Origin of the sequence: Nonomuraea sp. NPDC049480, assembly GCF_044465905.1 — a bacterium.
Taxonomy (GTDB): domain Bacteria; phylum Actinomycetota; class Actinomycetes; order Streptosporangiales; family Streptosporangiaceae; genus Nonomuraea.
Genome location: NZ_JBITMD010000008.1, coordinates 151259 through 174483 on the forward strand (window position 1 = coordinate 151259; position 23225 = coordinate 174483).

The 23225-nt window shown below is 70.5% G+C and carries 17 protein-coding genes; 5 read left to right on the plus strand and 12 right to left on the minus strand.

Annotated features, from left to right (window positions below; translation table 11 throughout):
* Positions 1–10 precede the first annotated feature (10 nt).
* The 11 genes from ACIBX3_RS24115 to ACIBX3_RS24165 form a co-directional block, all read right to left on the minus strand.
* A complete protein-coding gene (locus ACIBX3_RS24115) occupies positions 11–1507 on the minus strand; it encodes an FAD-dependent oxidoreductase (RefSeq protein ID WP_397120517.1) in 1497 nt (498 codons plus the stop codon).
* Complete coding sequence (locus ACIBX3_RS24120; RefSeq protein ID WP_397120519.1) at positions 1504–2349, minus strand: carbohydrate ABC transporter permease; 846 nt, start codon at positions 2347–2349, stop codon at positions 1504–1506. Before ACIBX3_RS24120 ends, ACIBX3_RS24115 begins: the two co-directional genes overlap by 4 nt.
* Positions 2346–3368 (minus strand): carbohydrate ABC transporter permease, encoded by a 1023-nt coding sequence (locus ACIBX3_RS24125; protein ID WP_397120521.1) that lies wholly within the window; start codon positions 3366–3368, stop codon positions 2346–2348. The genes ACIBX3_RS24120 and ACIBX3_RS24125 overlap by 4 nt, the downstream gene beginning before the upstream one ends.
* Positions 3369–3423: 55 nt before the next feature.
* Entirely contained in the window at positions 3424–4707 is a 1284-nt protein-coding gene (locus ACIBX3_RS24130; protein ID WP_397120523.1) for an ABC transporter substrate-binding protein, read from the minus strand.
* A 43-nt stretch (positions 4708–4750) separates the two neighbouring features.
* Entirely contained in the window at positions 4751–5920 is a 1170-nt protein-coding gene (locus ACIBX3_RS24135) for a glycoside hydrolase family 88 protein (protein WP_397120525.1), read from the minus strand.
* Positions 5917–7404 carry an aldehyde dehydrogenase family protein gene (locus tag ACIBX3_RS24140; RefSeq protein ID WP_397120527.1) on the minus strand — a complete coding sequence of 496 codons (1488 nt, stop codon included), beginning with the start codon at positions 7402–7404 and terminating at the stop codon, positions 5917–5919. Before ACIBX3_RS24140 ends, ACIBX3_RS24135 begins: the two co-directional genes overlap by 4 nt.
* A gap of 15 nt (positions 7405–7419) precedes the next feature.
* A complete protein-coding gene (locus tag ACIBX3_RS24145; RefSeq protein ID WP_397120528.1) occupies positions 7420–8199 on the minus strand; it encodes an enoyl-CoA hydratase/isomerase family protein in 780 nt (259 codons plus the stop codon).
* A complete protein-coding gene (locus ACIBX3_RS24150; protein WP_397120530.1) occupies positions 8196–9812 on the minus strand; it encodes an acyl CoA:acetate/3-ketoacid CoA transferase in 1617 nt (538 codons plus the stop codon). The genes ACIBX3_RS24145 and ACIBX3_RS24150 overlap by 4 nt, the downstream gene beginning before the upstream one ends.
* Positions 9805–10815, minus strand: coding sequence for a Gfo/Idh/MocA family protein (locus tag ACIBX3_RS24155; RefSeq protein WP_397120532.1), 1011 nt, complete (start codon positions 10813–10815; stop codon positions 9805–9807). Before ACIBX3_RS24155 ends, ACIBX3_RS24150 begins: the two co-directional genes overlap by 8 nt.
* A complete protein-coding gene (locus tag ACIBX3_RS24160; protein WP_397120534.1) occupies positions 10812–11822 on the minus strand; it encodes a LacI family DNA-binding transcriptional regulator in 1011 nt (336 codons plus the stop codon). Before ACIBX3_RS24160 ends, ACIBX3_RS24155 begins: the two co-directional genes overlap by 4 nt.
* Positions 11823–11970: 148 nt before the next feature.
* On the minus strand, positions 11971–12990 hold the full coding sequence (locus ACIBX3_RS24165) for a LacI family DNA-binding transcriptional regulator (RefSeq protein WP_397120535.1): 1020 nt from the start codon (positions 12988–12990) through the stop codon (positions 11971–11973).
* A 258-nt stretch (positions 12991–13248) separates the two neighbouring features.
* Between ACIBX3_RS24165 and ACIBX3_RS24170 the strand changes: the two genes are divergently transcribed.
* Together ACIBX3_RS24170 and ACIBX3_RS24175 are read left to right on the plus strand one after the other, a co-directional pair.
* Positions 13249–13854, plus strand: a complete 606-nt coding sequence (locus ACIBX3_RS24170) for a GntR family transcriptional regulator (RefSeq protein ID WP_397120537.1) — start codon at positions 13249–13251, stop codon at positions 13852–13854.
* Positions 13855–13972: 118 nt separating this feature from the next.
* A complete protein-coding gene (locus ACIBX3_RS24175; RefSeq protein WP_397120538.1) occupies positions 13973–14914 on the plus strand; it encodes a DUF6282 family protein in 942 nt (313 codons plus the stop codon).
* A 71-nt stretch (positions 14915–14985) separates the two neighbouring features.
* Here ACIBX3_RS24175 and ACIBX3_RS24180 read toward each other — a convergent pair whose 3' ends face one another.
* Positions 14986–18969: a S8 family serine peptidase gene (locus ACIBX3_RS24180; RefSeq protein WP_397120540.1), complete on the minus strand. Its 3984-nt coding sequence runs from the start codon at positions 18967–18969 to the stop codon at positions 14986–14988.
* Positions 18970–19164: 195 nt separating this feature from the next.
* Here ACIBX3_RS24180 and ACIBX3_RS24185 point away from each other — a divergent pair, with 195 nt between their 5' ends.
* The 3 genes from ACIBX3_RS24185 to ACIBX3_RS24195 all read left to right on the plus strand — a co-directional run bounded on the left by ACIBX3_RS24185 (position 19165) and on the right by ACIBX3_RS24195 (position 22914).
* Positions 19165–20139, plus strand: a complete 975-nt coding sequence (locus ACIBX3_RS24185; protein ID WP_397120542.1) for a helix-turn-helix domain-containing protein — start codon at positions 19165–19167, stop codon at positions 20137–20139.
* A gap of 303 nt (positions 20140–20442) precedes the next feature.
* Positions 20443–21192 carry a siderophore-interacting protein gene (locus ACIBX3_RS24190; RefSeq protein WP_397120543.1) on the plus strand — a complete coding sequence of 250 codons (750 nt, stop codon included), beginning with the start codon at positions 20443–20445 and terminating at the stop codon, positions 21190–21192.
* 396 nt (positions 21193–21588) lie between these two features.
* Entirely contained in the window at positions 21589–22914 is a 1326-nt protein-coding gene (locus ACIBX3_RS24195; RefSeq protein ID WP_397121025.1) for an MFS transporter, read from the plus strand.
* Positions 22915–23225 lie beyond the last annotated feature (311 nt).

The window sequence follows — 23225 nt, forward strand, 5'->3', positions numbered from 1 at the left end:
TTCTCCGGGTTCACGAGGTGAGGGCGCCGAGGGCGGCCACGCGCAGCGCGTTCGCCGCTATCGTCAGGGCGGGGTTGAGCGCGGCCGAGGAAGGGAAGACGGAGCTGTCCACGATCCACAGGTTGTCCAGGTCGTGCGCCCGGCAGCCCGGGTCCACCACGCCGGCCGACGGGTCGGCGGACATGGTGGCGGTGCCGCATTGGTGGGAGTTGGTGGCGATGCTCATCCGCTCGGTGAACACCAGCGGGTATCCGGCGGCGCGCATGGCCGCGCTGACCCGGTTGACGAGTTCGCGGTGCGGGGCGAGGTTGTTCGGCTGCCACCGCACGCCGATGCGGCCGTCGGCGCGCAGCACCACCTGGTTGCCGGGGTCGGGCAGGTCTTCCGTGGTCAGGTAGACGTCGATGCTGTGGCCGGTCATGTAGCGCAGGATCGGGACGGGCACCCAGCGGCGCGCGGCCTTGACCATGGGGGCGCTCAATTTGCCCAGCATCTGCAGGTTGCCCAGCGGGCGGCCGGCGTGCGGGCCCGGCAGGTACCAGTCGTTGACGCCGAGCGTCTTCTGGAAGCGCACGTCGTTGCGCCGGCGTGGGTCGACGGCCACCAGGAAGGTGCTGTTGTGCACCATGTACCGCCGGCCAACCGCACCGGAGGAGTTCGCCAGGCCCTTCTCCCCGGAGGCCAGCAGCAGGGCCGCGGTGTTCACCGCTCCGGCGGCCAGGACGAACCGGCCCGCCGTGATCCGTACGGCCCGCCCGTCGGTTTCCGCCACGGCGGCGGTGACCCGCCTGCCGTCCGGTGTGGTCTCCAGACGCCGGACGCGGGTGCGGGTCATCAGGCGTACTCCGGCGTCCACGGCCGGGCGGACGGCGCGGGTCTCGGCGTCGCTCTTGGCGGCCACCTTGCACGGGAACCCGTCGCAGGTGCCGCACCTCAGGCAGGGGCCGCCTTCGCGCAGGTCGATCCCCATGGGCATCGCGAACGGGTTCAGGCCTTGTGCCGCGAAGCGGCGGGACAGGTGCTCCATGGCCGGTTCGTGGGACAGCGCCGGGTAGGGATAGCCGCCGGAGCGCCACGGCTCGGTCGGGTCGCCGCCGGGGCTGCCGTGCACGAGGAACAGCCGTTCGGCCGCCAGGTAGTGCGGCTCCATCTCGGCGTAGGTGATCGGCCACTCCGGTGAGGTGCCGTCGGTGTGCTCGATCGCCCCGAAGTCCTCCTCTCGGAAACGGGGCAGGCACGCGCCGTACACCTTGGTGTTGCCGCCGACGTAGTAATGCACTCCGGGCATGAACTCGGTGCCGGCGAGCTCGTCGAACCACGGCTCGGCGTTCTTGTACCGGCCGTTGCCGAACACCTCCTGCGCCGACCAGTTCTGCTCCTCGCGGGGCAGGTGGTCGCCGCGTTCGACGAGGAGCACGTCGGCGCCGCCGTCGCGAAGCGCCCAGGCCAGGGTGCCGCCGCCCATGCCGGAGCCGATGATCGCGATGTCGCAGCTGACCTGTGTCACTTCACCGCTCCCGCCGTCAGACCGCGGACGAAGAACTTGCCGAGCGCCGCGTACACGACGGCGGTCGGGATCGCCGCCAGGAGCGCGCCGGCCATGACGGTGTTCCACTGCACGGAGAAGTTTCCCGACAGGTTGTTCAGCGCGACGGTGATCGGCTGTTCGGTGGGATTGGGCACCACGGTGATCCCGAAGAGGAAGTCGTTCCAGATGTTGGTGAACTGGAAGATGCCGCAGACCACGAACGCGGGCAGGGCCAGCGGCAACATGACACGCCGGAAGATGGACCAGTGGGAGGCGCCGTCGATCTGGCCGGCCTCGATCAGTTCGTGCGGCAGGCCGGCGAAATAGTTGCGGAAGATCAGCGTGGTGATCGGGATGCCGTACACGACGTGCACCAGCGTGAGGCCGGTGAGGCTGCCGTAGAGGTTGACCGAGACCAGGAACCTGACCATGGGCACGAGGATGACCTGGTACGGGATGAACATGCCCATGAGCATCAGCCCGAACAGCACGTTGCTGAACCGGAAGGGCAGCTTGCCGAAGATGTATCCGGCGAGCGCGCCCAGCACCGAGCTGATGACCGTGGCGGGCAGCACCACGAGCAGGCTGTTGCCGAAGTTCGGCCCGAGCGCCTCCCAGGCCGTGGTCAGGCCCGCGAAGTCGATCCGCTCGGGCAGCTCCCACATCTGCGCGGCGTCCGCCTGGGCCGCGGACTTCAGCCCGGCCGTCACCATGACGTAGACCGGCAGCACGAACAGCGCGGCCAGCAGCACCAGAGCGGTCAGTCCTGCGGCCGATCCGAGTATGGGGGGCCTGCGGCGGCCCGCGATGGCGTGTTTCACCGTTTCGCCCCTTTCGTGCTGCGGTAAAGGTAGGGCACCATGACCGCGCTGACCAGCAGGAGCATGACGACGGAGGCGGCGGCGCCGGTGTTGTAGCGCAGGGCCCGGAAGGTCTGCTCGAAGACGAAGATGCCGGGCACGTCGGTGGCGAAGCCGGGGCCTTGCCCGGCCATCGCGTACGCCAGGTCGAACGACTTCAGGCTGACGTGGGTGAGCAGGATGAGGACGACCACGATCATGGGCCGAAGCAGCGGAAGGACGACGTGCCGGTGGTACTGGAAGGGGGAGGCCCCGTCGAGGGAGGCGGCCTCCTTGAGCTCCCCGGGCAGTCCGGCGAGCGCGGCCAGGAAGTTGGCCATCGCGAACCCGCCGAGCTGCCAGGCCGCGGCGATCACGACCGGCAGCAGCGCCAGCGGGATGCCGAGCTTGGTCTGGATCACCGTCCCGAGCGGGATGACCTGCGCGAGCGCCGCCGACACGTCGCCGGCCACCGTCGGATCGGTGATCCATCGGGGTTTGGCGTCGATGCCGAGCCACTGCAGGATCAGGTTGGCGCCGGTGGACGGAGTGAAGATCCAGCGCCACACGACGCCGGTCACGATGAACGACAGCGCGTACGGGAAGAGGAAGACGCTGCGGAAGAAGGCCCGGCCGGCCAGCGCGTTGTGCACCAGCAGGGCGAGCACCAGCCCGATGACCACGGCCAGGGCCAGGAACAGGACGGTGAAGATGACGATGTTGCGCAGGTCGGTCTGGAACCGCGCGCTCGACAGCAGCTCGGTGTAGGTGCTGCCGACGGGTTCCTTGACGGCCAGGTTCGGGGTGAGCCCGGTCCATTGGGACAGGGACACGCGGACGGAGTAGGCGATGAACCCGTAGACGAAGATCCCGACCAGGCCGAGGATGGGGACGAGCACGAGGAGCTGGAACCCGTGTCTGTCCCAGAACCGGGAAAACTTCCCTGGTCCGGTGGGGGGCGCGGACGCCTGGGCCGGCGGCGCGGTTGTCGTGGCTGTCATGGTGTTCTCCTCGCCGGGACGGGCGATGACCCGTCCCGGCCGGTTCTCGAGCTCGCTAGGACTGCGCCGCGTCGGCCAGTGCCTGGACGAAGGCGTCCACGTTCTTGCTCTGCGCGAACTGGGTGACCGCGTCGAACAGCGCCTGCGTGAACTGCGGGGTCATCGCCTCGCCGTGCACCACGGACTGCACGATGGCGTCGCCGGCGAAGGACTTGGCGGACTGCTGCTGGTAGGGCGACAGGGAGGAGACGTCCACGTCGGTGCGCAGCGGCACCGAGCCCTTCTCCTTGTTGAACGCCAGCTGGACGTCCTTGGAGGCCACCGCCTGCAGGAATGCCGTGGCCTCGGCGGGGTTCTTGGCGCCTGCCGCCATCACCATGGTGTCCACGACGGCGACGAACGAGCCGCCGGTGCCGGGGTGGGCGGTGTAGCCGAAGGTCTCGCCTTCCTTGGCGCCGTTCTTGACCAGTTCTCCGTACGCCCAGTCGCCCATGCTCTCGAACGCGCAGCCGCCGGAGGCCAGCTTCTTGGTGGCCTGGTCCCAGGACATCGCACCGGCGTCCGGGTCGGCGTACTGCAGCATCTTGGCGGTGTCGGCCGCGGCGGCCTTCACCTTCTCGCCGTCCCAGCCCGTGCCGCCGCCGGTCAGCTGCTTCCAGCCGTCGGCTCCGAGCGATCCCAGAAGGGTGTTCTCGAACAGCTCCGCGGTGGCGAAGGTGTCCTTGGCGCCCAGGCACAGCGGGACGACGCCGGCCGCCTTCAGCTTGGCCAGGTCGGCCAGGAAGGTGCTGGTGGGGTAGTCGGCGCCGGGAAGGGTGACCCCGGCCTTCTCCAGGAGTTGCTTGTTGTACCACAGGACGTTGCCGCGGTGCGCCCCCGCCGAGACGCCGTACTGCTTGCCGCCTGCGGAGATGGCCTCGACCATGGCGGCCGGGATCGCGGACTTCACCTCGCCGGTGTAGACGGATGACGCGTCGGCGAGCAGGTTGCCGCTGATGTACTGCTGGATCGCCGCGCCCGGGTGGGTCTGCCAGATGTCCGGCGGGTCGCCGCCCTGCAGGCGGGTCTGCAGGACGGCCTGGGCGTTGCCGCCGCCACCGCCCGCGACGGCCCCGTTGACCACGTTCACGCCGGGGCTCGTCTTGAGGTAGCCGTCGATCATGGCTTTGAGCGCGGCGCTCTCCGAGCCGGAGGTCCACCAGGAGAAGACCTCGAGGCTTTTCTGGGCGCCGGCGGAGGAGGTCGCGCCGGGGGCGGCGGCGGATCCGCCGCAGGCGGTGAGTGTCAGGGCGAGTCCGCCGGCGACCAGGGCCGGCCAGTTGGGACGGATGGGGTTCACGGCTGTTCTCCTTCGAGATCGGGGGGTGTGGCGCGCGTGAGAGTCAGGCGCTGCCGGTCAGATGCCGGTCCACGGCGTCCAGCGCGTCGAGGAACCAGTAGTCGCCCCACATCACGGACTCGTCCACGCCCAGGCCTTTGCCTTGGTGGTAGATCCCGTGCCGGAGCACGCCCTCCCATGCGGGATCGCCGTGGGAGAGAAAGCGGGGCTCGCACAGGCGGGTCAGGATGCGCAGGGCGTAGTCGGCGTAGCCACGCGCGCGCACCTCGTCACCGACCAGCCCGGCAAGCCGCCACAGGCCGCCCGCGGCGATCGCCGCGGCCGAGCTTTCGACCGGCAGGGCCGGGTCCGGCTCCTCCCAGTCGTTGGGGGGAACCAGCGCCGCGCCGGTGCGTTCAAGGTAGAAGTCGGCGCAGTCCTGGGCGGTGCGCAGGAAACGGCGGTCGCCGGTGTAGCGGTAGGCGGTGCAGAAACCGTGGATCGCCCAGCCCTGTCCCCGCGCCCACGAGCCGTCGTCCTGGTGGCCCTGCTGGGTGCTCTGCCGCAGGAAGGCACCGGTGCCGAGGTCGAAGACACCCTCGTGGGAGGCGCTGCCGTCGCCCCTGATCAGGGTGCGGCGGGTGGTCAGGCAGTGCTCGTACGCGATCCGGGCCAGCTCCTGGTCGCCGGTGCGCCGCGCGGCGTGGAAGACGACGCCGACGTTCATCATGATGTCGATGAACAGGCTGTCGGGGGCCAGGAAGCTGCGCAGGTAGCGACCCTTGGGGTTGAAGCGCATCGCCATCGTGCGACCGGCCTGCACCACCGTCGCGTCGAGCTCGGGCCGGCCGGTGGCCTCGTACCAGCGCCGCCAGGTCGGCCAGAACAGGAAGCCGAGGTCGTGCACCTCGCGGTCGTGCTCGCGGCCCTTGATGAGCAGGGAGTAGTGCTCGGCCAGCGCGCTCAGCTCCGGCTTTCCCGTACGGGCGGCGAGCAACCACAACTGGCCGCCGAGGAAGCCCTCGCACCAGTTGGTCCAGGCCTCGCCGTCGAGCTGCCAGCGGCCACCCGAGGTGTAGAGGGGGAAGCGGTCCGGGTGGCGTCGTACCAGGGAGGTGACCTTGTCCTCGGCGGTGCTCCAGGCTCGGTGTGAGCCTGCGGCGTAGCCGTCCGGCACCGTCAGGCCGGGCGGGATGGCGAGCGGCAACAGGTCAGGGAGGATGCGGTAAGTCATGACATGTCTCCCGGGACCCAGCGGGTGCGGCGCGCGCCGACCTGTAGCTGGATGGTCTTGGTCTGCGTGAAGGACGTGATCGCCTGGCGGCCCAGCTCGCGGCCCTCGCCGCTGGCCTTGTAGCCGCCGAAGGGCAGCTCCGGGTAGCCGTCCATCCAGCGGTTGACCCAGATCGTCCCGGCGCGCAGGCCTTGCGAGGCGGTCAGCGCCGCGTTGAGGTCGCTGGTCCAGATGCCGGCGGACAGGCCGTACATGGTGGAGTTGGCGATCTCGACCGCCTCGTCCAGGGTGTCGAACGCCAGGACCGACAGGACCGGCCCGAAGATCTCCTCGCGGGCGATCGACATGCCCGGATCGACGCCCGCGAAGACGGTGGGCCGGTAGAAGCGGCCGGCGCCGGTGGTCAGCCGGTCGCCGCCCAGCAGCAGGTCGGCGCCGTCGCCGCGGCCTTCGGCGACGTAGCGCTCGATCACCGAGAGCTGCTCGTCGCTGACGATGGCCCCGATTTTGGTGGCCGGATCCAGCGGATCGCCCACCGGCACGCGGCGGGCCCGCTCCACGACCTGGGCGGCGAACTCGTCAGCGAGGTCGCGGTGCACCAGGACCCGGCTGCCGGAGTTGCAGCACTCGCCGGCGTTGAAGCACACCCCGAACACCACCGCGTCCAGCGCCGCGTCGAGATCGGCGTCGGCGCAGACGATCTGCGGGTTCTTGCCGCCGAGCTCCAGCTCCACCCGTTTGAGCAGCCGCCCGGCGCTCGCCGCGACCTCGCGCCCCACCGCGGTGGAGCCGGTGAATGACACCATGTCGGAACCCGGATGCGCGGCCATGGCGGAGCCCACGCCGCCTGCTCCGGTGACGACGTTGACGACGCCCCGGTCGGCCCCTGCTTCGATGATGAGCCGGGCCAGGTGCAGCGTGGTTCCCGGGGTGAGCTCGCTCGGCTTGATCACCGCCGTGCAGCCCACGGCCAGCGCGAACGGCAGCTTCTGGCTCACGATCAGCAGCGGGAAGTTCCACGGCGTGATGATCGAGACCACGCCGAGCGGCTCGTTGACCACCATGGCCAGGACGTCGGCCCCCAGATCGTTGTGCGCGTCGCCGTACGCGTGGCGGGCCAGTGTCGCCGCGTAGTCCCACAGCTCGGCCGCGGCGTCCACCTCGTCGAGCGCCTGGCTGATCGGCTTGCCCGACTCCAGCGCCTCGAGGCGGGCGAGCAGGTCGCGGTCGCGGCGGATGAGGTCGGCGACGCGGCGCAGCACCCGGAAGCGCTCCACCCCTGCCCGGCGCGGCCAGGGCCCGTCGTCGAACGCCTGCCGGGCCGCCGCGACCGCCCGGTCCACGTCTTCGGCGCCGGCCTGCGCGTAGCGGGCGACGACGACGTCGTGGGCGGGAGAGACCCGCTCGAAGCTCTCCCCGCCGAGGGCGTCCACCTCCTGGCCGTTCAAGATGAGCCGGTTGTCGGCTATGTCGATGATCGTCATGGCATGTCCTCGTCGTTAGCGCCCGGAGAACCGGGGGGTGGTGCGGGTGCGGAAGCCCGTGAGGCCGGCCTGGAGGTCGTCGGTGGCGGTGGTCACCGCACCCGCGAGGCTTTCCAGGACGCGGGCGGGGGCGCCGTCGGCCGCCGCGTCGATGAGCTGCTTGGCCAGCGCCACGGCCACCGGCGCCCCGCCCAGCAGGCGCGTCACCAGATCGTCGACGGCCCGTTCGAGATCCGCCGCGGGGACGCAGGCGGCGGCGAGGCCCCAGGCCTCGGCGGTGGCCCCGTCGAGCGTCCGCCGGGCGAGAACGACCTCCTTGGCGCGGGCGCGTCCCACCAGCTCGGTCAGCCGTCCGGTGCCGCCCCAGCCGGGCACGGTGCCCAGGCCGACCTCGGGCAGGCCCAATCTGGCCGAGGCGGTCACGATGCGCAGGTCGCAGGCGAGGGCCAGTTCGAGCCCGCCGCCGTAGGCGGGGGCGTGGATCACGGCCACGGTGGGTTGGCGCAGGCGCGACAGCGCGTCGAACACCTGGTGGCCGAGCCCCGTCCAACCCAGCATCTGGACCGGCGTCAAGGCCGCGAACCGATCGATGTCGGCGCCGACGCTGAACGCCTTGGGCCCTTCGCCGCGGACCACGACCACGCCGGTGTCGCTGTCGGCGAGCGTGACGAGGTGGCCGGCGAGCGCGCGCAACATCTCGGGGGTGAGCGCGTTCAGCTTGCCGGGGCGGCGCAGGGTCAGAGTGGCGACCCGGCCGTCCAGGCTGAGGGTGACCTCGCCATCAGAGGTGCTCATGCGCCGCCTCCGGCCAGGACGGCCGCCGGGCGCGGCTTCAGCGCCAGGCCGAGCGGGGCCGGTTCGAAGAGCCTCGCGTCCATCGGGCGCAGGTCGTCGGCGACCAGCAGCGGGAAGGCCGCCTTGGCCAGCACGTCGGCGTGCAGGTCTGCGCCGGGGGCGAGCTCGGTGACCGTCAGCCCGTGCGGGCGCAGCTCGATCACGCAGCGCTCGGTCACGTACAGGACGTGCTGGCCCTGTTCGAGAGCGCGGCGGCCGGAGAAGGTGACGGCGCTGACCCGGTCCACGAATTTGGGTACGGCCCCGTCCACGGCGATCTCCAGCCGGCCGTCCTGGACCGCGATGTCGCGCCGGCCGGCGGTGAAGGTGCCGCTGAAGACGATCGCCCGCGCCTTGGAGGTGATGTCGGCGAAGCCTCCGACCCCGGCGGTGACGTGGCGGCGTCCGGGCAGGTGGTGCACGTTGACGTTGCCCTCGCGGTCCACCTCCAGGAACGACAGCATCGCCCGGTGGAAACCGGCCCCCTGCAACAGGGTGAACTGGTCGGCGCTCGGCATGAGGGCCTGCGGGTTGAGCGCGCAGCCGAAGGCGAAACCGGTGAGCGGCACCCCGCCGACGGCGCCCTGCTCGATGACCCAGGTCACCTCTTCGGCCAGGCCCTCCTCGACCAGGATGCGCGGCACGAGCGCGGAGATCCCGAACCCGAGGTTGACGACGTCGTCCCGGCACAGCTGCAGGGCCGCACGGCGGGCGATCACCTTCTGCAGCCCCCACGGAGCCGGCTCGATCACCTCCCACGGGCGGCGGACCTGGCCGCTGATCGCCGGATCGTACGGCGTCTTCGTGGTCTGCCACTGGTCGCGGTCCACGACCACCGCGTCGACGAGGATGCCCGGAACCCGGACCAGCTGCGGGTCCAGCGAGCCGGTCGGCGCGAGCCGCTTCACCTGGGCGATGACCAGGCCGCCGGCGTTGTGCGCCGCGTACGCCTGGTCGAGCGCGCCGAGCGCCGAGCCCTCCTCCTCGAAGGTCAGGTTGCCCTGCGGGTCGGCCGTCGTGGCCCTGACGATCGCCACGTCCGCCCGGACGGCCGGGTAGAACAGCCACTCCTTCCCGTGGAGATCCAGCACCTCGACCAGGTCCTCGGCGGTGCGCCGGTTCATCCGCCCGCCGTCGCGGCGCGGGTCCGCGAACGTGTCGAGCCCGACATGGGTGAGCACTCCCGGCTGCCCGGCCGCGCCGGCCCGGTGCATCTGGTAGAGGACACCCGAGGGCAGGTTGTACGCCTCGATCTCGTCCGCCTCGATCATCCGCCAGATGGCGGGCGGCTCCATCGAGGAGGGGCCGCTGGGGTAGGACCCGGCGATCACCCGTGCCAGCAGGCCGGGGAGGGCGAGGTGGTCGATGCCGCGCACGCCGTACATGTCGCCGGCCGCGATCGGATGGATCGTGGTCAGCTCCCGCGGCGCCCCCTCCTCCAGGAAGCGCTGCCGCAGGCCGCGCAGGACGCTGTCCGGGCAGCCGAGGGCCGACGAGGACGACACCGTCACGGTGGCGCCGTCGGGGATCAGGTCCGCGGCGGCACGTGCGGTGAGGACGGGGACTTCACGCATCGAGTTCCTCGGGGAATCCGCGGACGGCTTCGCGCCGTCCGGTCTGGGTGGATCGCAGGACCGCGTCGGCGACCGCGAGTGCGGCCAGGCCGTCGTGCCCGGTGGCGGTGGGCCGGCCCATGGCGAACGCCTCCAGGACGATCTCGTAGAGATCGCGGCGCTCGCCGACCTCGACGGGGTGGACTCCGGTCCGGTCGCGCAGGACGATCTCGCCGATCGGGTCCTGCGTCATGACGTCGGCAGCCAGGATGCTTCCCTCGTCGCCGTGCACCTCCAGCCCGGTGGGGGCGAAGGGGACGGTGAAGGCGTCGTGCGTCTGCACCAGCACGTCGTCCCGGTATCTGATGGCGGTGACGGCCGCGTCCTCGCTTCCGGCCTTCCACGGCCCCTGCCGTGCCGGCAGCGCGACGGCGTCCACGGCCGGACGATCCAGCAGCGGGTTCACCACGGAGGCGTCGTGGCAGGTGATGTCCATGATCACGCCCGCGCCGGGACGATCTTCCAGTCGCCAGCCGCGCAGGCGCTCCGGCAGCGACACGGCGTGGAACACGCGGACCGCCAGAGGACGGCCGACCGCGCCGGAGCGCACCAGGTCGCGGATGCGCCGGTGCGTCACGGCACCGGGCAGGTGGTGGTTGACGGCGAGCAGCACGCCGGCGCGATCGGCCGCCCCGATCAGGGCGCGGGCGTCGTCGAGGGAGGTCGCGAGCGGTTTCTCGCACAGCACCTGCTTGCCGGCCGCCAGGGCGGCCTCGGCGTGGGCGCGGTGCCGGTCGTTGGTGCTGGAGACGTACACCGCGTCCACGTCGTCCCGCGCCACGAGCGCGGTGACGTCGACGGTCCCGTACGGGATGCCGTGCGCGGCGGCGAACCCGGCGGCGCGTTCGGCGGAGCCGCTCGCCACGCCCGTCACCTGGTGACCGAGCGCGCGCATCGCGGGGATCATGCGGGTCGCGGCGATGTCGCTGGCCCCGATCAGGGCCCACCGCAAGATGGGTGTCACAGAGGTGTCCTTCCTGTCGCGGGCCACAGGGTGGTCGACTCGCGTACCGACAGCCGTGGATCGATGAGGACGCGCCTGGGCGGCCGCGCCGGGTCGCCCATGCGGTCCAGGAGCAGGCGGGCCGCCTCGGCTCCGACCCGATCGGGAAACCCGGCCGCGCTGGTCAGGCCGGGCTGTTGCACGGCGGCGTCCGGCACGTCGTCGAAGCTGGCGACGGCCACGTCGCGACCGGGCTCCACACCGTGCGCGCGCAGGCCGTTGACGATGCCGAAGGCGTACATGTCGCTGTAGGCGACGATCGCGTCCGGGCAGCCGCCGGACAACACTTCCGCGACGAGGTCGGCGCCGCTCTGCCGGCCGATGGGCAGGTCCTTGATCACGGGCACGTCCGCCGCGCGCAGCGCTTGACGCAGGCCGTTGAGCCGGTCGCTGCGGGCGGTGGACGCGGCCGGGCCGCCGGCGAAGGCGACCGAGCCGACGTTGATCGCGGCCAGGTGCTCGCCGACGAGCCGGCCGGACACGACGTTGTCCGCTCCCGCGTAGTCGCTCTGGTAGCCGGGGATCGACCGGGCGACCAGCACGTGCGGGATGCCGGCCGTCTCCAGCAGGTCCTCGGGCCGGGAGCCGTGGGCGGGCAGCAGGACGAGCCCGTCGATGCGGTGCTCGGCCATGGTCTCCAGCAGCTTGCGCTGGCGGGCGGTCTCATCGAGGCTGTAGCCCTGAAGCAGCGTGTAGCCGGCCTGGTGGGCGACCTGCTCGATCGACATCATCAGCTCGGCGAAGTACGGGTTGCGCACCGTCGTCACCACCAGCCCGAGCGTCCGCGACTGCTGGTTGCGCATGTCGGCGGCCCGCCGGTTGTAGACGTAGCCGAGTCTGGCCATGGACTCCCGCACGCGCTGCTTGGTGGCTTCGGCGATCTGCGGGCTGTCGCGGAGGACGAGCGACACGGTCGCGCGGGACACCCCGCTGTCGGCGGCCACATCTCTGATGGTGGGGCGCCTCATCGTTCTGCCTCCGTTCTTGGCTTACTAGACCGTTCTAGTAGAACGGTCTAGTAGCAGAGAGTGGAGGACCGTCGCCTAACATGTCAATACTTCGGCGGGTGATTTCCGCTGAGCGGCACGCCGGCTGGCTGATCCGCCCGCGTGCCGGCTACGCCCGCCCCGACCAGGACGTCGTCGAGGAGCGCGGGATCAGCTCGGGCTCGATCAGCACGGTGCTGGGCACTCGATCAGGATCCTCGAAGCGGTCCAGCAGCAGCCGTGTCGCCTGCGCGCCGACGATCTCCGGGTGGCCCGCGGCGCTGGTGAGCGGCGGCTGCTGGAAGGCCGCGTCGGGCACATCGTCGAAACTCGCCACAGCGACGTCGCGCCCTGGGACGATTCCCCGAGCCCGGAGCCCGTTCATGATGCCGAAGGCGTACATGTCGTTGTACGCGACGATCGCGTCCGGGCACGGAATCCGCTCGAGCATGCGATCGACCAGCGGGATCCCGCCCTCGTCGCCGATCGCGGGCAGGGACAACGCCAGTGGCGAGGTCACGCCGGAACGCCTCAGTCCCGAGCCGAGCCCCTCGATGCGATCACGGCGCGCGGACGATCCCTCGGCGCCTCCCAGGAACGCCACCGTGGAGACCTCGAGCGCGCCCAGATGCTCGCCGAGCAGCACACCGGACCGCACGTTGTCGGCGCCCACATAGTCGCACTCGTAACCGCGCACCGAGCGGGTGATCAGGACGTGCGCCAGTTGCCCCGCGCCCACGGTCTCCAGCAGGTCCTCCGGCCGGGAGTCGTGGGCGGGCAGCAGGATGAGCCCGTCGATGCGGTGCTCGGCCATCGTCTCCAGGAGCCGCCGCTGCTGCGGCACCTCGTCCCGGCTGAAGCCCTGGAACAACGTGTAGCCGCTCTTGGTCGCCGCGTCCTCGATGGCCATCGTGAGCTCGGCGAAGTACGGGTTACGCAGGTGCGTGACGACCAGCCCGAGGGTTTGCGACCGCTGGCTGCGCATGTCGGCGGCCCGCCGGTTGTAGACGTAGCCGAGTCTGGCCATGGACTCCCGCACGCGCTGCTTGGTGACCTGGCCCACCTGCGGACTGTCGCGAAGCACCAGAGACACCGTCGCCTTGGAGACACCGCAGTCGGCGGCCACGTCCTTGATCGTCGGACGTCTCATCACCCCTCCATGGCCGGCCCCCGGACTCGCGGTCCAAAGCTACCCGACCAATTGATCTCCACAACCTGTCGTGTGCGGGGCCGGCCCGTCCACATCGGCACTCCTCTCCTCTTCGTCAGAGGTCGTTATCATGTGCAAAATTGCTAACAATATCGTTGTCACCCTTACTGTCTACGAAGGAAAGAGGACTACGTGCCGGCTTCGCGTGATGCCCGATCCGAGTCCGACGCGGTCGCTGAGGCCATCCGCGCAGCGATCATGAGCGGCGATTTCGTGCCGGACCAACGGCTGGTCGAGGCAGACCTGTCGGAGCGGTTCTCGGCCGGCCGCGGAGCCGTACGCTCCGCGTTGCTCCAACTGAGCAACGAAGGACTGGTCGAGCGCATCCCCAACCGGGGCGCCCGGGTGCGCGCGGTCTCACTCGCCGAGGCGATCGAGATCACCGAGGTCCGGATGGTGGTCGAAGGGCTCTGCGCGGCCAAGGCAGCACGGCAGGTGACCGAGGTGGAGATCGCCGAGTTGCACGAGATCCGCGAGCAGATGGCCGCGGCCGTCGACGCCGGGGCGGTCATGACCTACTCGGAGCTGAACCAGCGGCTGCACCGCCGCATCATTGAGATGAGCGGGCAAGGCACGGCCGGAGGCGTGATCGAACGGTTGCGCGGGCAGTCCGTCCGGCACCAGTTCCGGCTGGCCATGCAGCCCGGGCGGCCGTCCGTCTCGCTTCCCGAGCACCTGGCGATCATCGATGCCATCTGCAGCCGCGACCCCGCCGCCGCGGAACAGGCCGCCCGGCGCCACCTCGGCAGCGTGATCCACGCCTTGCGCAGCAGCGCGAACGCATCCTCTTCCCTGGCCCGGTAGGGGGCGGGGCCTGGCCGGGCGCCCGCCTGACCGCAACCGCACACTTTCCGTGAAGGTCTTGATGTTGTCTCCGAAATTGTTAACCATCCATTTCACCGAATGGGGACAGGGAGACGACGTGACAGATCGACCGGCCGGGCATCCGGCACCGTCGGACCGTGCTCGCGACCTCGTGGCGGGCGCTTACGACATCCACGTCCACATCGCACCCGATGTGATGAAGCGCAGCGTCGACGATCTGACCCTCGCGTCCCGCTTCGCCGAGGTGGGCCTCACCGGGTTCGTGCTCAAGTCGCATTACGTGCCGACGGCGGAACGAGCCGAGGTGGTGCGCAACGCCGTGCCCGGCTTCGGCGCGGTCGGAGCGATCACCCTGAACGGCTCGGTGGGCGGCATGAACCCGATCGCCGTGGAGATCGCCGGTCGCGGCGGGGCGCAGTTCGTATGGCTGCCGACCGTGGACAGCGCCAACCAGCGGGTCTGCACGGCGAGCGATCCCGAAGGTGCCAAGCCGCCTATGTGGGTTCAGCTCCAGGACGAGCTGCGGGCCGCCGGCATGGCGGCCGATCCGGTGGACGTGGTGGGGCCGGACGGCGAGGCGTTGGAGATCACCCGTCAGGTGCTCAAGGTGATCGCGGCGCACGACATGACGCTCGCCACCGGCCACCTCAGTTCCGACGAGATCGCCGCCGTCGTGGACGCCGCCGTCGAGGAGGGCGTGCGGCGGATCGTGATCACGCATCCGGAGTTCACCTCTCAGCGCGTGGGCCTGGAACGTCAGCGCGCGCTCGCCGCCAAGGGCGCCCTGCTCGAACGGTGCTTCACCACCCCGCACACCGGGAAGGTCTCCTGGGATCTGTGGCTGGAGAACATCAGGGCGGTGGGCCCGGAGCACTCCGTGCTCTCCAGCGATCTCGGCCAGCCCTTCAACCCTCCCGTTGAGGACGGCCTGGCGCTGCTCGCCGACCGGTTGCTCGCCGCGGGCTTCTCCGAGCAGGAGATACGGACCATGGCCGTGGACAACAGCCGGTGGCTCGCGGGGGCGGTGAAGGAACGATGATCACCACGGGAGCGATCACGACCACGAACAAGGAGCGGAGGGGCGGAGTGTCCCGCCCCCCGCTCCGGCGGCTACTTCACGAGGTAGGCGTCGGCGAGGATCTGCTGGACGGCGTTGCCGTCCTTGTCCTTCGCCTCGACCTTGATCGAGACGCTGCCCGGGCCCTTGGGGTTGAGCACGAGCACCTTGTCGCGGGGGAGCACCGTCGCCCGCGTCCAGTGCGCGCCCTTGTCGCTGGAGATCCAGACTCCCCGGAGGGAAGGCGACCTGCCGCCCTCTGGCTTGACGGTGAAGGTGAACGGCCTGCCGCCCTGGACCGTGTCGTTCTCCGGCAGCCCGAGCCCGTACTGGAGCCGGATCATGGGCACCTGGGCGCAGGGCTGCTTGTCATCCCACAGCGCGGCGTCCAGGCAGGGGTACGCGGGGCTGCCGCTCGCCGGGCGGGCGGAGCGGAACGTCCACGTGGTCTCGACGGCGGTGCCGGGGTGCTTGCCGGCGAACGCGTCCTTCCACGAGTTCGTCAGCCGGTACGTACGTAGATCGGTGGGGACGGTGTAGTAGGGCACGCCCAGGTCGTCGTACTGCGGCTTGACCTCCTCGGCGCCGCTGAACAGGCGGGTCTCCTCGGTCCCCGGCGCGCCCTGGTACATATGACTCGGGTCGGAGGCGTCGGAGTAGTAGCCGAAGCCGATCGGGCTGAGCGCACGCAGCCGCAGCCGGTCGCCCTGGCGGCAGCCGTCGCAGTAGACGCCCGGGCCGACCCAGTCCGGCACGCCGGTGCCGGTCGTGAGCTGCGCGGGGACGAGGGCCTCGTTCCAGTCCTCCCGCTCCTGGGTGGCGCGGGTGAAGCCCCGGGCGGAGAAGGCGAAGCGCCCGCTGAACGTGGCGGCGTCGAAGAAGGTGTAGTGGCGCTCCCACAACACGTCACGGCCGGGCGCGTTGTAGTACTCGGTCCTGGCCGTGGGCCCGGCGAAGTGGTGCGAGCCGCGGACACTGAGGCGCTGCTCGGGGGTGTAGGTGTGGTTGACCTCGGTGAAGTCCGCGTACGGCCCCCACGTGCCCGTCTTCGGGGCGAACTGCGCATGGTAGGTGGTGTCGATCTCGGTGAGGTCGCGGGCCTTCGGAGCGAAGCTCAGGCGGCCCGCCGTGGTCCCCTTCACGTAGTAGGCCAGTTTGTACTCGAACGGGGTGGTCGGCGTGGCGCGCAGGGCGGCGCTCGGGTACGGCTTGCGGGTCAGCGCCTTGCCGAGCCGGTCGGCCTCGCCGCTGTCGATCCACAGCACCGGGATCTTGTTGTGGGCCGCGTAGACCGAGGAGGAGAGCAGCCAGGCGAACCGGTCGCTGGTGACCACGCCCGCGGCCCCCGCCTTGATGGCCAGCTCCAGGTCGGTCAGCAAGAGCTGGAGCGAGTCCCTGGCCGGGAGGTGGACCAGTTTGCCGCGCACGTCCGCGCCGCCGCGCATGTCGTCGCCCGTGGTCAGGCTCAGGCGCTGGTCGGCGGCGAACTTCGGCACCAGCGGGTCGTGCTCGCTCACGTAGTGAGGGTTGAGCCGCACTCCCGGCACGGTCAGCTCGACCTCGGGGGCGCGGCGGATCTGGTCGAACAGCAACGTGGAGGTGCCCACCGTGGGCGCCGTCCGCACCGGCGTGACCCAGTACTTGCCCCTGTTGACCGGCTCATAGCTGATCAGCGACGCACCCGCGTACATCCGGCCCGAGGCGGTCGTCCGGGAGTACATCAGGTTCATGAACACCGGCTCCGACCTGCGCGGTGTGCTGACCTCGATCGGCTCGACCCTGGTCGCGTCCAGGGTCACCGTGGTGTCGCCGTCGAGCTTGATCTCGGGGGCGAGCAGCGTGGCGTACTGGATCTGCCGGTCGGGCTTGGTGTACCACCAGGGCGTGTCGGCGATGGAGTAGACGCCGCCGTGGGCGAGCTTGAACTCCGTCTCCAGCGTGCCGGGCGTGCCGGTGGCCCGCCAGTCCCCCGTGGTCACGGTCATCGGCTCGCCTTCGAGGAGCGGGTCGGTGTCGCTGACCCGGACGACGGACACGTTCCCGGGGTTCAGCGTCCATTCCGGCCGGCCCACGAACCTGACGCGCACGGTGTTCATCCTGGCCTGCTTGCGGAACGCGATCGGCGCCGTCAAGCGGGCCGTTCCCGCGGTGGCCGTCAGGCGTCCCTCGTACCAGCCGGGTTCGCCGAGCGTGGGCTCGATGGTGAGGACCGCGCTCGCCGTGCCGCCCGCCGGGACGGTCAGCGACGACGGGCTGAGCGTGGCCATCCCGGAGGGCGGCTCGGCCTCTTGGCCGGCGCTGCCGCGCTTCAGCGCCATGGAAAGGTCCAGCGTGACAGGCTCCGCGCCGGTGTTGCGGAAGGTCACCTTCCTGGTCAGCGTCTGGCCGGTGTACGGGTCGGTGAACCCCGCGTGGACCGTCGCCAGGTCGTCGAAGACCTGCTGGGTGACGGCCTGTCCGACGTCCAGCCGCCCCGAGCCCTGCTCGTAGACCGTGGCGTCGCCCGGCTTCGCGGTGCCCGTCAGCGCGGTCTTGAGCTGGTCGGCCGTCCAGTCGGGGTGCTGGGCGGCGAGGATGCCCGCGGAGGCCGCCACGTGCGGGGTGGCCATCGAGGTGCCGGACGCCGCGGTGTAGTGCTCGTCGACCGGGCCGCCGCCCGGGACGCTGCTGCCCTCGCCCAGCGAGGTGCCCGCCGCGCGCGCCGCGATGATGTTCACTCCGGGCGCGGTGAGCTCCGGCTTGATCGCGAAGTCGTCGCCCAGGCGCGGGCCGCGGCTGGAGAACGAAGCGATCTTGTCTGCCGAGTCCACCGCGCCGACGGTGAGCGCCGAGGTCGCCGCGCCGGGAGAGGCGACGGTGTACCGGCCGGGGCCCGAGTTGCCCGCCGCGACGACGAACAGCGTGCCGTACTCGGCGGTCAGCTCGTTGGCCGCCTGGCTCAGCGGGTCGGTGCCGTCGGTCGGGTTCCTGCTGCCGAGGCTCATGTTGATCACCCGGACGCGCTCGGTGGCCGCCTGCCACTGCATCGCCGCGATGATCTCGGAGTTGTTGCCGCTGCCCGTGTCGTCCAGCGCCTTGGCGATGGTCAGCTGGGCGCCGGGGGCGACGCCCTTGTACTTGCCGTTCGAGGCGGCGCCGCTGCCCGCGATGATGGCCGCCACATGGGTGCCGTGGCCGACCCGATCGGTGACCTCGTCGGGGTTGCCGCCGCCCGGGCTGCCCGCGGGGACGAAGTTGCGGGACGAGACGATCCTGCCCTGCAGGTCGGGATGCGCGAGGTCGATGCCGGAGTCGATGACGCCCACCTTGGCGCCCGTGCCGTCGTACCCGGCCGCCCAGGCCGCGGGGGCGCCGACCTGCGGGTTGCTGACGTCGTCGAGCGCCTTCACCTTGCCGTCGAGCCACACCTTGCGAAGGCCGTCCGTGAGCGCCTTGGCGTTGTTCCGGCCTGCTCCCAGAGACTGCCAGAACGCCGGGGCCTGCTTCTTGTCCACCTTGATCGCGGCGCCGTCGATGCTCTCCAGCACCATCGGCTCCGCGCCGCCCTTCAGCGACCTGGCCTTGCCCGCCAGGTCGCCGGCCTTGGTCTGCGGCTGGTACTGGAGGATGAGCGGGATCTGCGCGGCCTTGGCGTCGCCGTACCCGTTGGCCGCCAGGTAGTCGACATTGAACAGTTCCTTGTCCAGCAGGCCCTTGTCGACGTAAGGTCCGGCGTCAGCGGGGATCACGTAGTAACCGTGCTCGTCCTGCTCGGCCTGGTACGTCGGCACCTCCCGGCCCTCGGCGGGCTCCAGAGTGGCCGACGCGCGGCCCGCGCCGTCCTTCTTGTAGGTGACGGTGTCCCCGGTGATCAGCGTGATCTTGACCGGCGGTGTGCCGGCTACCGGGGCGTTCGCCTTGACGGCCGTGGTCGTCACGGCCGTCGCGGTCGTCGCGGCGGTCGTCGCGGCGGCCGTTTCCGGGGCCGCGACGAGAGGCACGGCGAGTACGGCCCCGAGTAAGGCCACAAGTCTGCGGCGCCGGGGGGTGGACAGCATGCGCACAACCTTCTCCAGACGTGAGAAACACCGGCCATCGTCGCCCGCGCGCGATGGAGATCGTTTCTTCGCTGACCTAATCTGGTGATCAGTCAGGGCGCAAGTCCGCCGAACGGGCCAAAACCCGCCAGGTGGCGGTAATCCGCCAGCTGTCATCGGGAGAACCAGCTGTCATCGGGAGAAAGGGCGTCGCCGATGCTCGAAGCGATCGGCCTGTCACCGGCCGAGAGCCGCCTGTACGCGATGCTCGTCGAGAATCCGCGATCATCCGCCGCCGAACTCGCCACGCACTGCGGCGTCTCGACGCTCCTGGCGGCCCGCACGCTGGCGGCCTTCGCGCGGCGCGGCCTTGCCAGCAGGCTGCCGGGCCGTCGCGCCCGTTACGTCGCCGTCGCCCCCGACATCGCCGTCAGACCGCTGCTCACCCGCCAGGAGGAGGAGCTCCACCAGGTGCGCACGGCCATTCACGAGCTCACCACGTCGTTCAACCTGGCCTCGCGCTACGCGGCGCATCCGGCCGAGCAGGTCGAGGTCGTCACGGGGACCGACAACATCATCAGCAGGGCGTACGCGCTCCAGGACAGCGCCCAGACCATGTTCCGCAACATCGACAAGCCCCCGTACGTCATGAGCGGCCACGCCGGCAACGTGGATCGCGAGCGCCGAATGCTCAAGTCGGGCATCGACTACCGCAGCGTGTACGACCTGGAGTCCCTGGCGCTCCCCGGCAAGTTGCGCCTCATCCGGGATTCCGTGGCACACGGCGAGCAGGCCCGCGTGGTGGCCGGGGCGGCGGCCAAAATGTGGATCGCCGACGACTCGCTCGCGCTGATCCCCATCCGCAACGGGGCCTACTCCATCGACGCGGCGTTCATCCTGCACCCGTCCGCCCTGCTCGACGCGCTGATCGCGCTGTTCGAACTGGAGTGGCGGCGCGGGTTCCCCTTACGCGCGGCACCCCGTGCCGCTGTCGCCTCCGATGAGCCCGACGACGTGACCAGGGATCTGCTCGCGCTGCTCGCGGGCGGCTTGACGGACGAGGCCATCGCGCGGGCGCTGGGGCTCGGGCTGCGCACGGTGCAGCGCCGCATCCACGCCGTCATGCGCGACCTGAACGCCATCACCCGATTCCAGGCGGGGTTGGCGGCGCGGGAGCGCGGCTGGATCTGACCCGGTGGGAAGACGGGTCCAGACCGTCCCCCGTCGGGTGAGCGTGCTTCGCCATCGGGGTATACGTCGTACACCTCATGGGTTTACGGCCTGGCGCACCGGCGTGGACATCGACCGGCTCAGCCTCATCCACGAACACCGACCGGCCGCGCTACGACCGGCTGGTGCGCGCCTTCCTGTCCGCCGGCCTCCCGGCTGGGCGGCCATCGCGCCCTCCTCGGTCCTCTCCTGACGCGTTGACATCCTAAGGCATCTATGTTTCCTTAGAGACCATAAGAGAACTTATAGTCTCTAAGGATCGATATGAGATCACGCAACCCGCTGGCGGGGGCCTTGGCCAGGTACATCGTCGAGGCGCGCGTCGCCGAGACCGAGCAGGTCACACCCACGATGCGGCGCATCCGGCTGACAGCCACCCAGCCCCTCGCTTTTCCCTACACCCCCGGCCAGCACATCCGGGTCCAGATCAACGACCCGCTGTCGGTGCGAGGCATCCTGCGGCCCGCCGACACGCTGCGCACGTACACGATCTGGGAGTACGCACCCGAAGAGGCGGCGGTCGAGCTGCGCGTGCACCTGTACGGCGGCGACGGCATCGGACTGCGCTGGGCCCAGGAGGCCCGGCCCGGCGACCCGGTGACCTTCTGGTGGCCGCAGAGCGACTTCTTCACCCGCGACGGCGCGCCGTACCACCTGTTCCTCGGCGAGGAGACCGCCGGCGCCGCCTTCGGCCCCATGATCCGCACCCTGGGCGCGTCGGCCCGGGTGCTCGGTGTGCTGGAGAGCGAATCCCCTGAACACGACCTGCCCATGCCGGGGCCGCACCAGCTGCGCCGAGTGCACCGCCGCGGCGCCCCCGCCGCCTCCTCCGCCACCCTGCTCGCCGCGCTGACCGGGCTCGACCTGCCCGGCAACGCCGGCGCCGCCTACATCGCCGGCGAGGCCAGGACCTGCCAGTTGCTCCGCGACCACCTCGTACGCCAGCGCAACTGGCCCCGGACCGCCATCAAGGTCAAGCCCTTCTGGGCGCCCGGCAAGAAGGGGCTGCACTGAGGGCCGCTGCCGTGCCCCCAGCGAGAAGTCAACTAATCCAGATTGATTTATCTATCTGGATTGATGTAAACTCCAGGTGTGCGTTCCATCATTCCCCCAGGCGCACAGGCAGCACCGCCCGGTTTCCTGCCTCTGACCGGGCGTCCTGTGCGGTGGCGATTGCTGATGAGCCGGCGCTGCGCTTCATCCCGGCCTCCAGCCGCTCTCGTCAGCAGCGATCGCGAACGCACCGAAGCCGAGTTCGGCGCACGGTCAAGAAGCTGAGCTCGGGCCTGCCGAGACTAGGGAGATCTTGCCATGGCCGACGGGACTGATCGTCGCGGAAGCCCTGTAGCGCAAGCGGAAACGGACCGAAACCGATGGTGGCTGGTGGTCGCCGCCGGCTTGGCCGTGTTCATGGCGTCCGTGGACATGAGCATCGTCAATGTCGCGCTGCCGGCGATCGAGCGCGACCTGGGGATCGCCACCACCATGACCGAGTGGGTAGTGCTCGCCTACCTGCTCCCACTCGCCGGCTTGGCGCTGCCGAGCGGCCGTTGGCTGGACAGTGTCGGGCGGCGCCCGGCGCTGGTGTTCTCGCTCACCGGCTTCGCACTCGCGAGCGTCGCAGCGGGACTCTCGCCCAACCTGGCCTGGCTGATCGGCGCGCGGCTGATCCAGGGAACCTTCGGCGCGCTCCTCTTCTCGCTGGTTCCCGCGCTGGCCACGACGGCCGTCAAACCTCAGGCGCGCGGCCGGGCGATGGGGCTGATCACAACTCTCGGCCCGCTTGGACTCATCAGCGGGCCCGGACTGGGCGGCCTGATCGTCGACGCGCTGGGCTGGCCGTGGATCTTCTTCGTCAACGTCCCGGTGAGCGTCCTCGTCATGGCGGTCGGACTGCGCATGCTGCCGTCGAACGCGCCACTGCGAGCGCCCGATCGTACGTGGTTCACCGAGGCTCTGCTGCTCAGCGCAGCGGTCGCCGCGCTCTTGCTCGCCCTTTCCTTCACGGCGAGCGAGGGGCCGGCATGGATGCTGCTCGCGCTCATCGCGCTGCCGTTGCTCGTCTTCTGGTTGCGCATGCCCATCAGCGGCGCCATCCGCAATCTCTTCCGTGTTCCGGGGGAGGTGGGACCGCATATTGCGCTGACCTCGGCCGCGACGGCCATCGGCACCGTGTTCTTCATGATCCCGTTCTTCATGCAACGGGAACTCGGTGAGTCGGCGTCGGCCGTCGGCGTCACGGTCCTGGTCTTCCCCGCGGGCATGGCCTTGATGGGACCGGTCGGCGGCTTCTTGGGCGACTGGTGGGGATCCCGGAAGACGGCCGTCCTGGGAGCGGCTCTGTTCACCGTCGGCTTGGCTCTCCTCCTGCCGATGGACGGCTCATGGAGCCTTACCGATCTGGCGTGGCGGCTGTTCCTGGCCGGCTGCGGAAACGGCCTGTTCAACGCCCCCAACATGGCGATGGCGATGACCAACGCGCCGCCGCCGTTGCTGGCGACCACAGGCTCCTCCACCAGCCTCGCCCGCACGATGGGGTTCGCCTTGGGGCCCGCGCTGGCCACGCTGGTGTGGTCCCTCTCCTCCTACCAGCCTGGGGGGATGCGGGGAGCCATGACCCTGGCGACGGTGCTCAGCGCGTTGTCGGTCGTCGCCCTCGTGCGCACGCGCGTACCCGGCGAGCAGCCGACGGTGGCCGTCCAGGACCAGCGTGCCCCGGACCGCTCTGTGACCTGATCCCAGAGACTCCAAGCCCGCCGGAGGCCTGCCGATCGGCAGGCCTCCGGCGCATTCCGGCAATGGGCAGGTGGCGATGGCCGAGTACGCCGGGCATTTCTCGGAACGTCGGGCTAAAAGGCTTCCCTGCGTTCGCCGCCGAGAATTAGACGCAGCCGGTGCCGTCCGCCGGAATTTCGTCGTCAACGGCTCTCCTTTTGAGGTGTAAGGCTGTTCGGAAAGCCATTCCGGTTCCTGTCGTCGTTGCCATGGAGCGCGCCACTGCAGGCGATATCGGCTGAGCCCCCTATTCAGGTAGTAGCCACTACTCG

Bases quoted from the DNA above. Each gene is read 5' to 3' on its own strand.
- ACIBX3_RS24125 (WP_397120521.1), bottom strand. From the start codon at position 3,368: ATGACAGCCACGACAACCGCGCCGCCGGCCCAGGCGTCCGCGCCCCCC.
- ACIBX3_RS24135 (WP_397120525.1), bottom strand. From the start codon at position 5,920: ATGACTTACCGCATCCTCCCTGACCTGTTGCCGCTCGCCATCCCGCCC.
- ACIBX3_RS24140 (WP_397120527.1), bottom strand. From the start codon at position 7,404: ATGACGATCATCGACATAGCCGACAACCGGCTCATCTTGAACGGCCAG.
- ACIBX3_RS24145 (WP_397120528.1), bottom strand. From the start codon at position 8,199: ATGAGCACCTCTGATGGCGAGGTCACCCTCAGCCTGGACGGCCGGGTC.
- ACIBX3_RS24150 (WP_397120530.1), bottom strand. From the start codon at position 9,812: ATGCGTGAAGTCCCCGTCCTCACCGCACGTGCCGCCGCGGACCTGATC.
- ACIBX3_RS24160 (WP_397120534.1), bottom strand. From the start codon at position 11,822: ATGAGGCGCCCCACCATCAGAGATGTGGCCGCCGACAGCGGGGTGTCC.
- ACIBX3_RS24165 (WP_397120535.1), bottom strand. From the start codon at position 12,990: ATGAGACGTCCGACGATCAAGGACGTGGCCGCCGACTGCGGTGTCTCC.
- ACIBX3_RS24170 (WP_397120537.1), top strand. From the start codon at position 13,249: ATGAGCGGCGATTTCGTGCCGGACCAACGGCTGGTCGAGGCAGACCTG.
- ACIBX3_RS24180 (WP_397120540.1), bottom strand. From the start codon at position 18,969: ATGCTGTCCACCCCCCGGCGCCGCAGACTTGTGGCCTTACTCGGGGCC.
- ACIBX3_RS24185 (WP_397120542.1), top strand. From the start codon at position 19,165: ATGCTCGAAGCGATCGGCCTGTCACCGGCCGAGAGCCGCCTGTACGCG.
- ACIBX3_RS24190 (WP_397120543.1), top strand. From the start codon at position 20,443: ATGAGATCACGCAACCCGCTGGCGGGGGCCTTGGCCAGGTACATCGTC.
- ACIBX3_RS24195 (WP_397121025.1), top strand. From the start codon at position 21,589: ATGGCGTCCGTGGACATGAGCATCGTCAATGTCGCGCTGCCGGCGATC.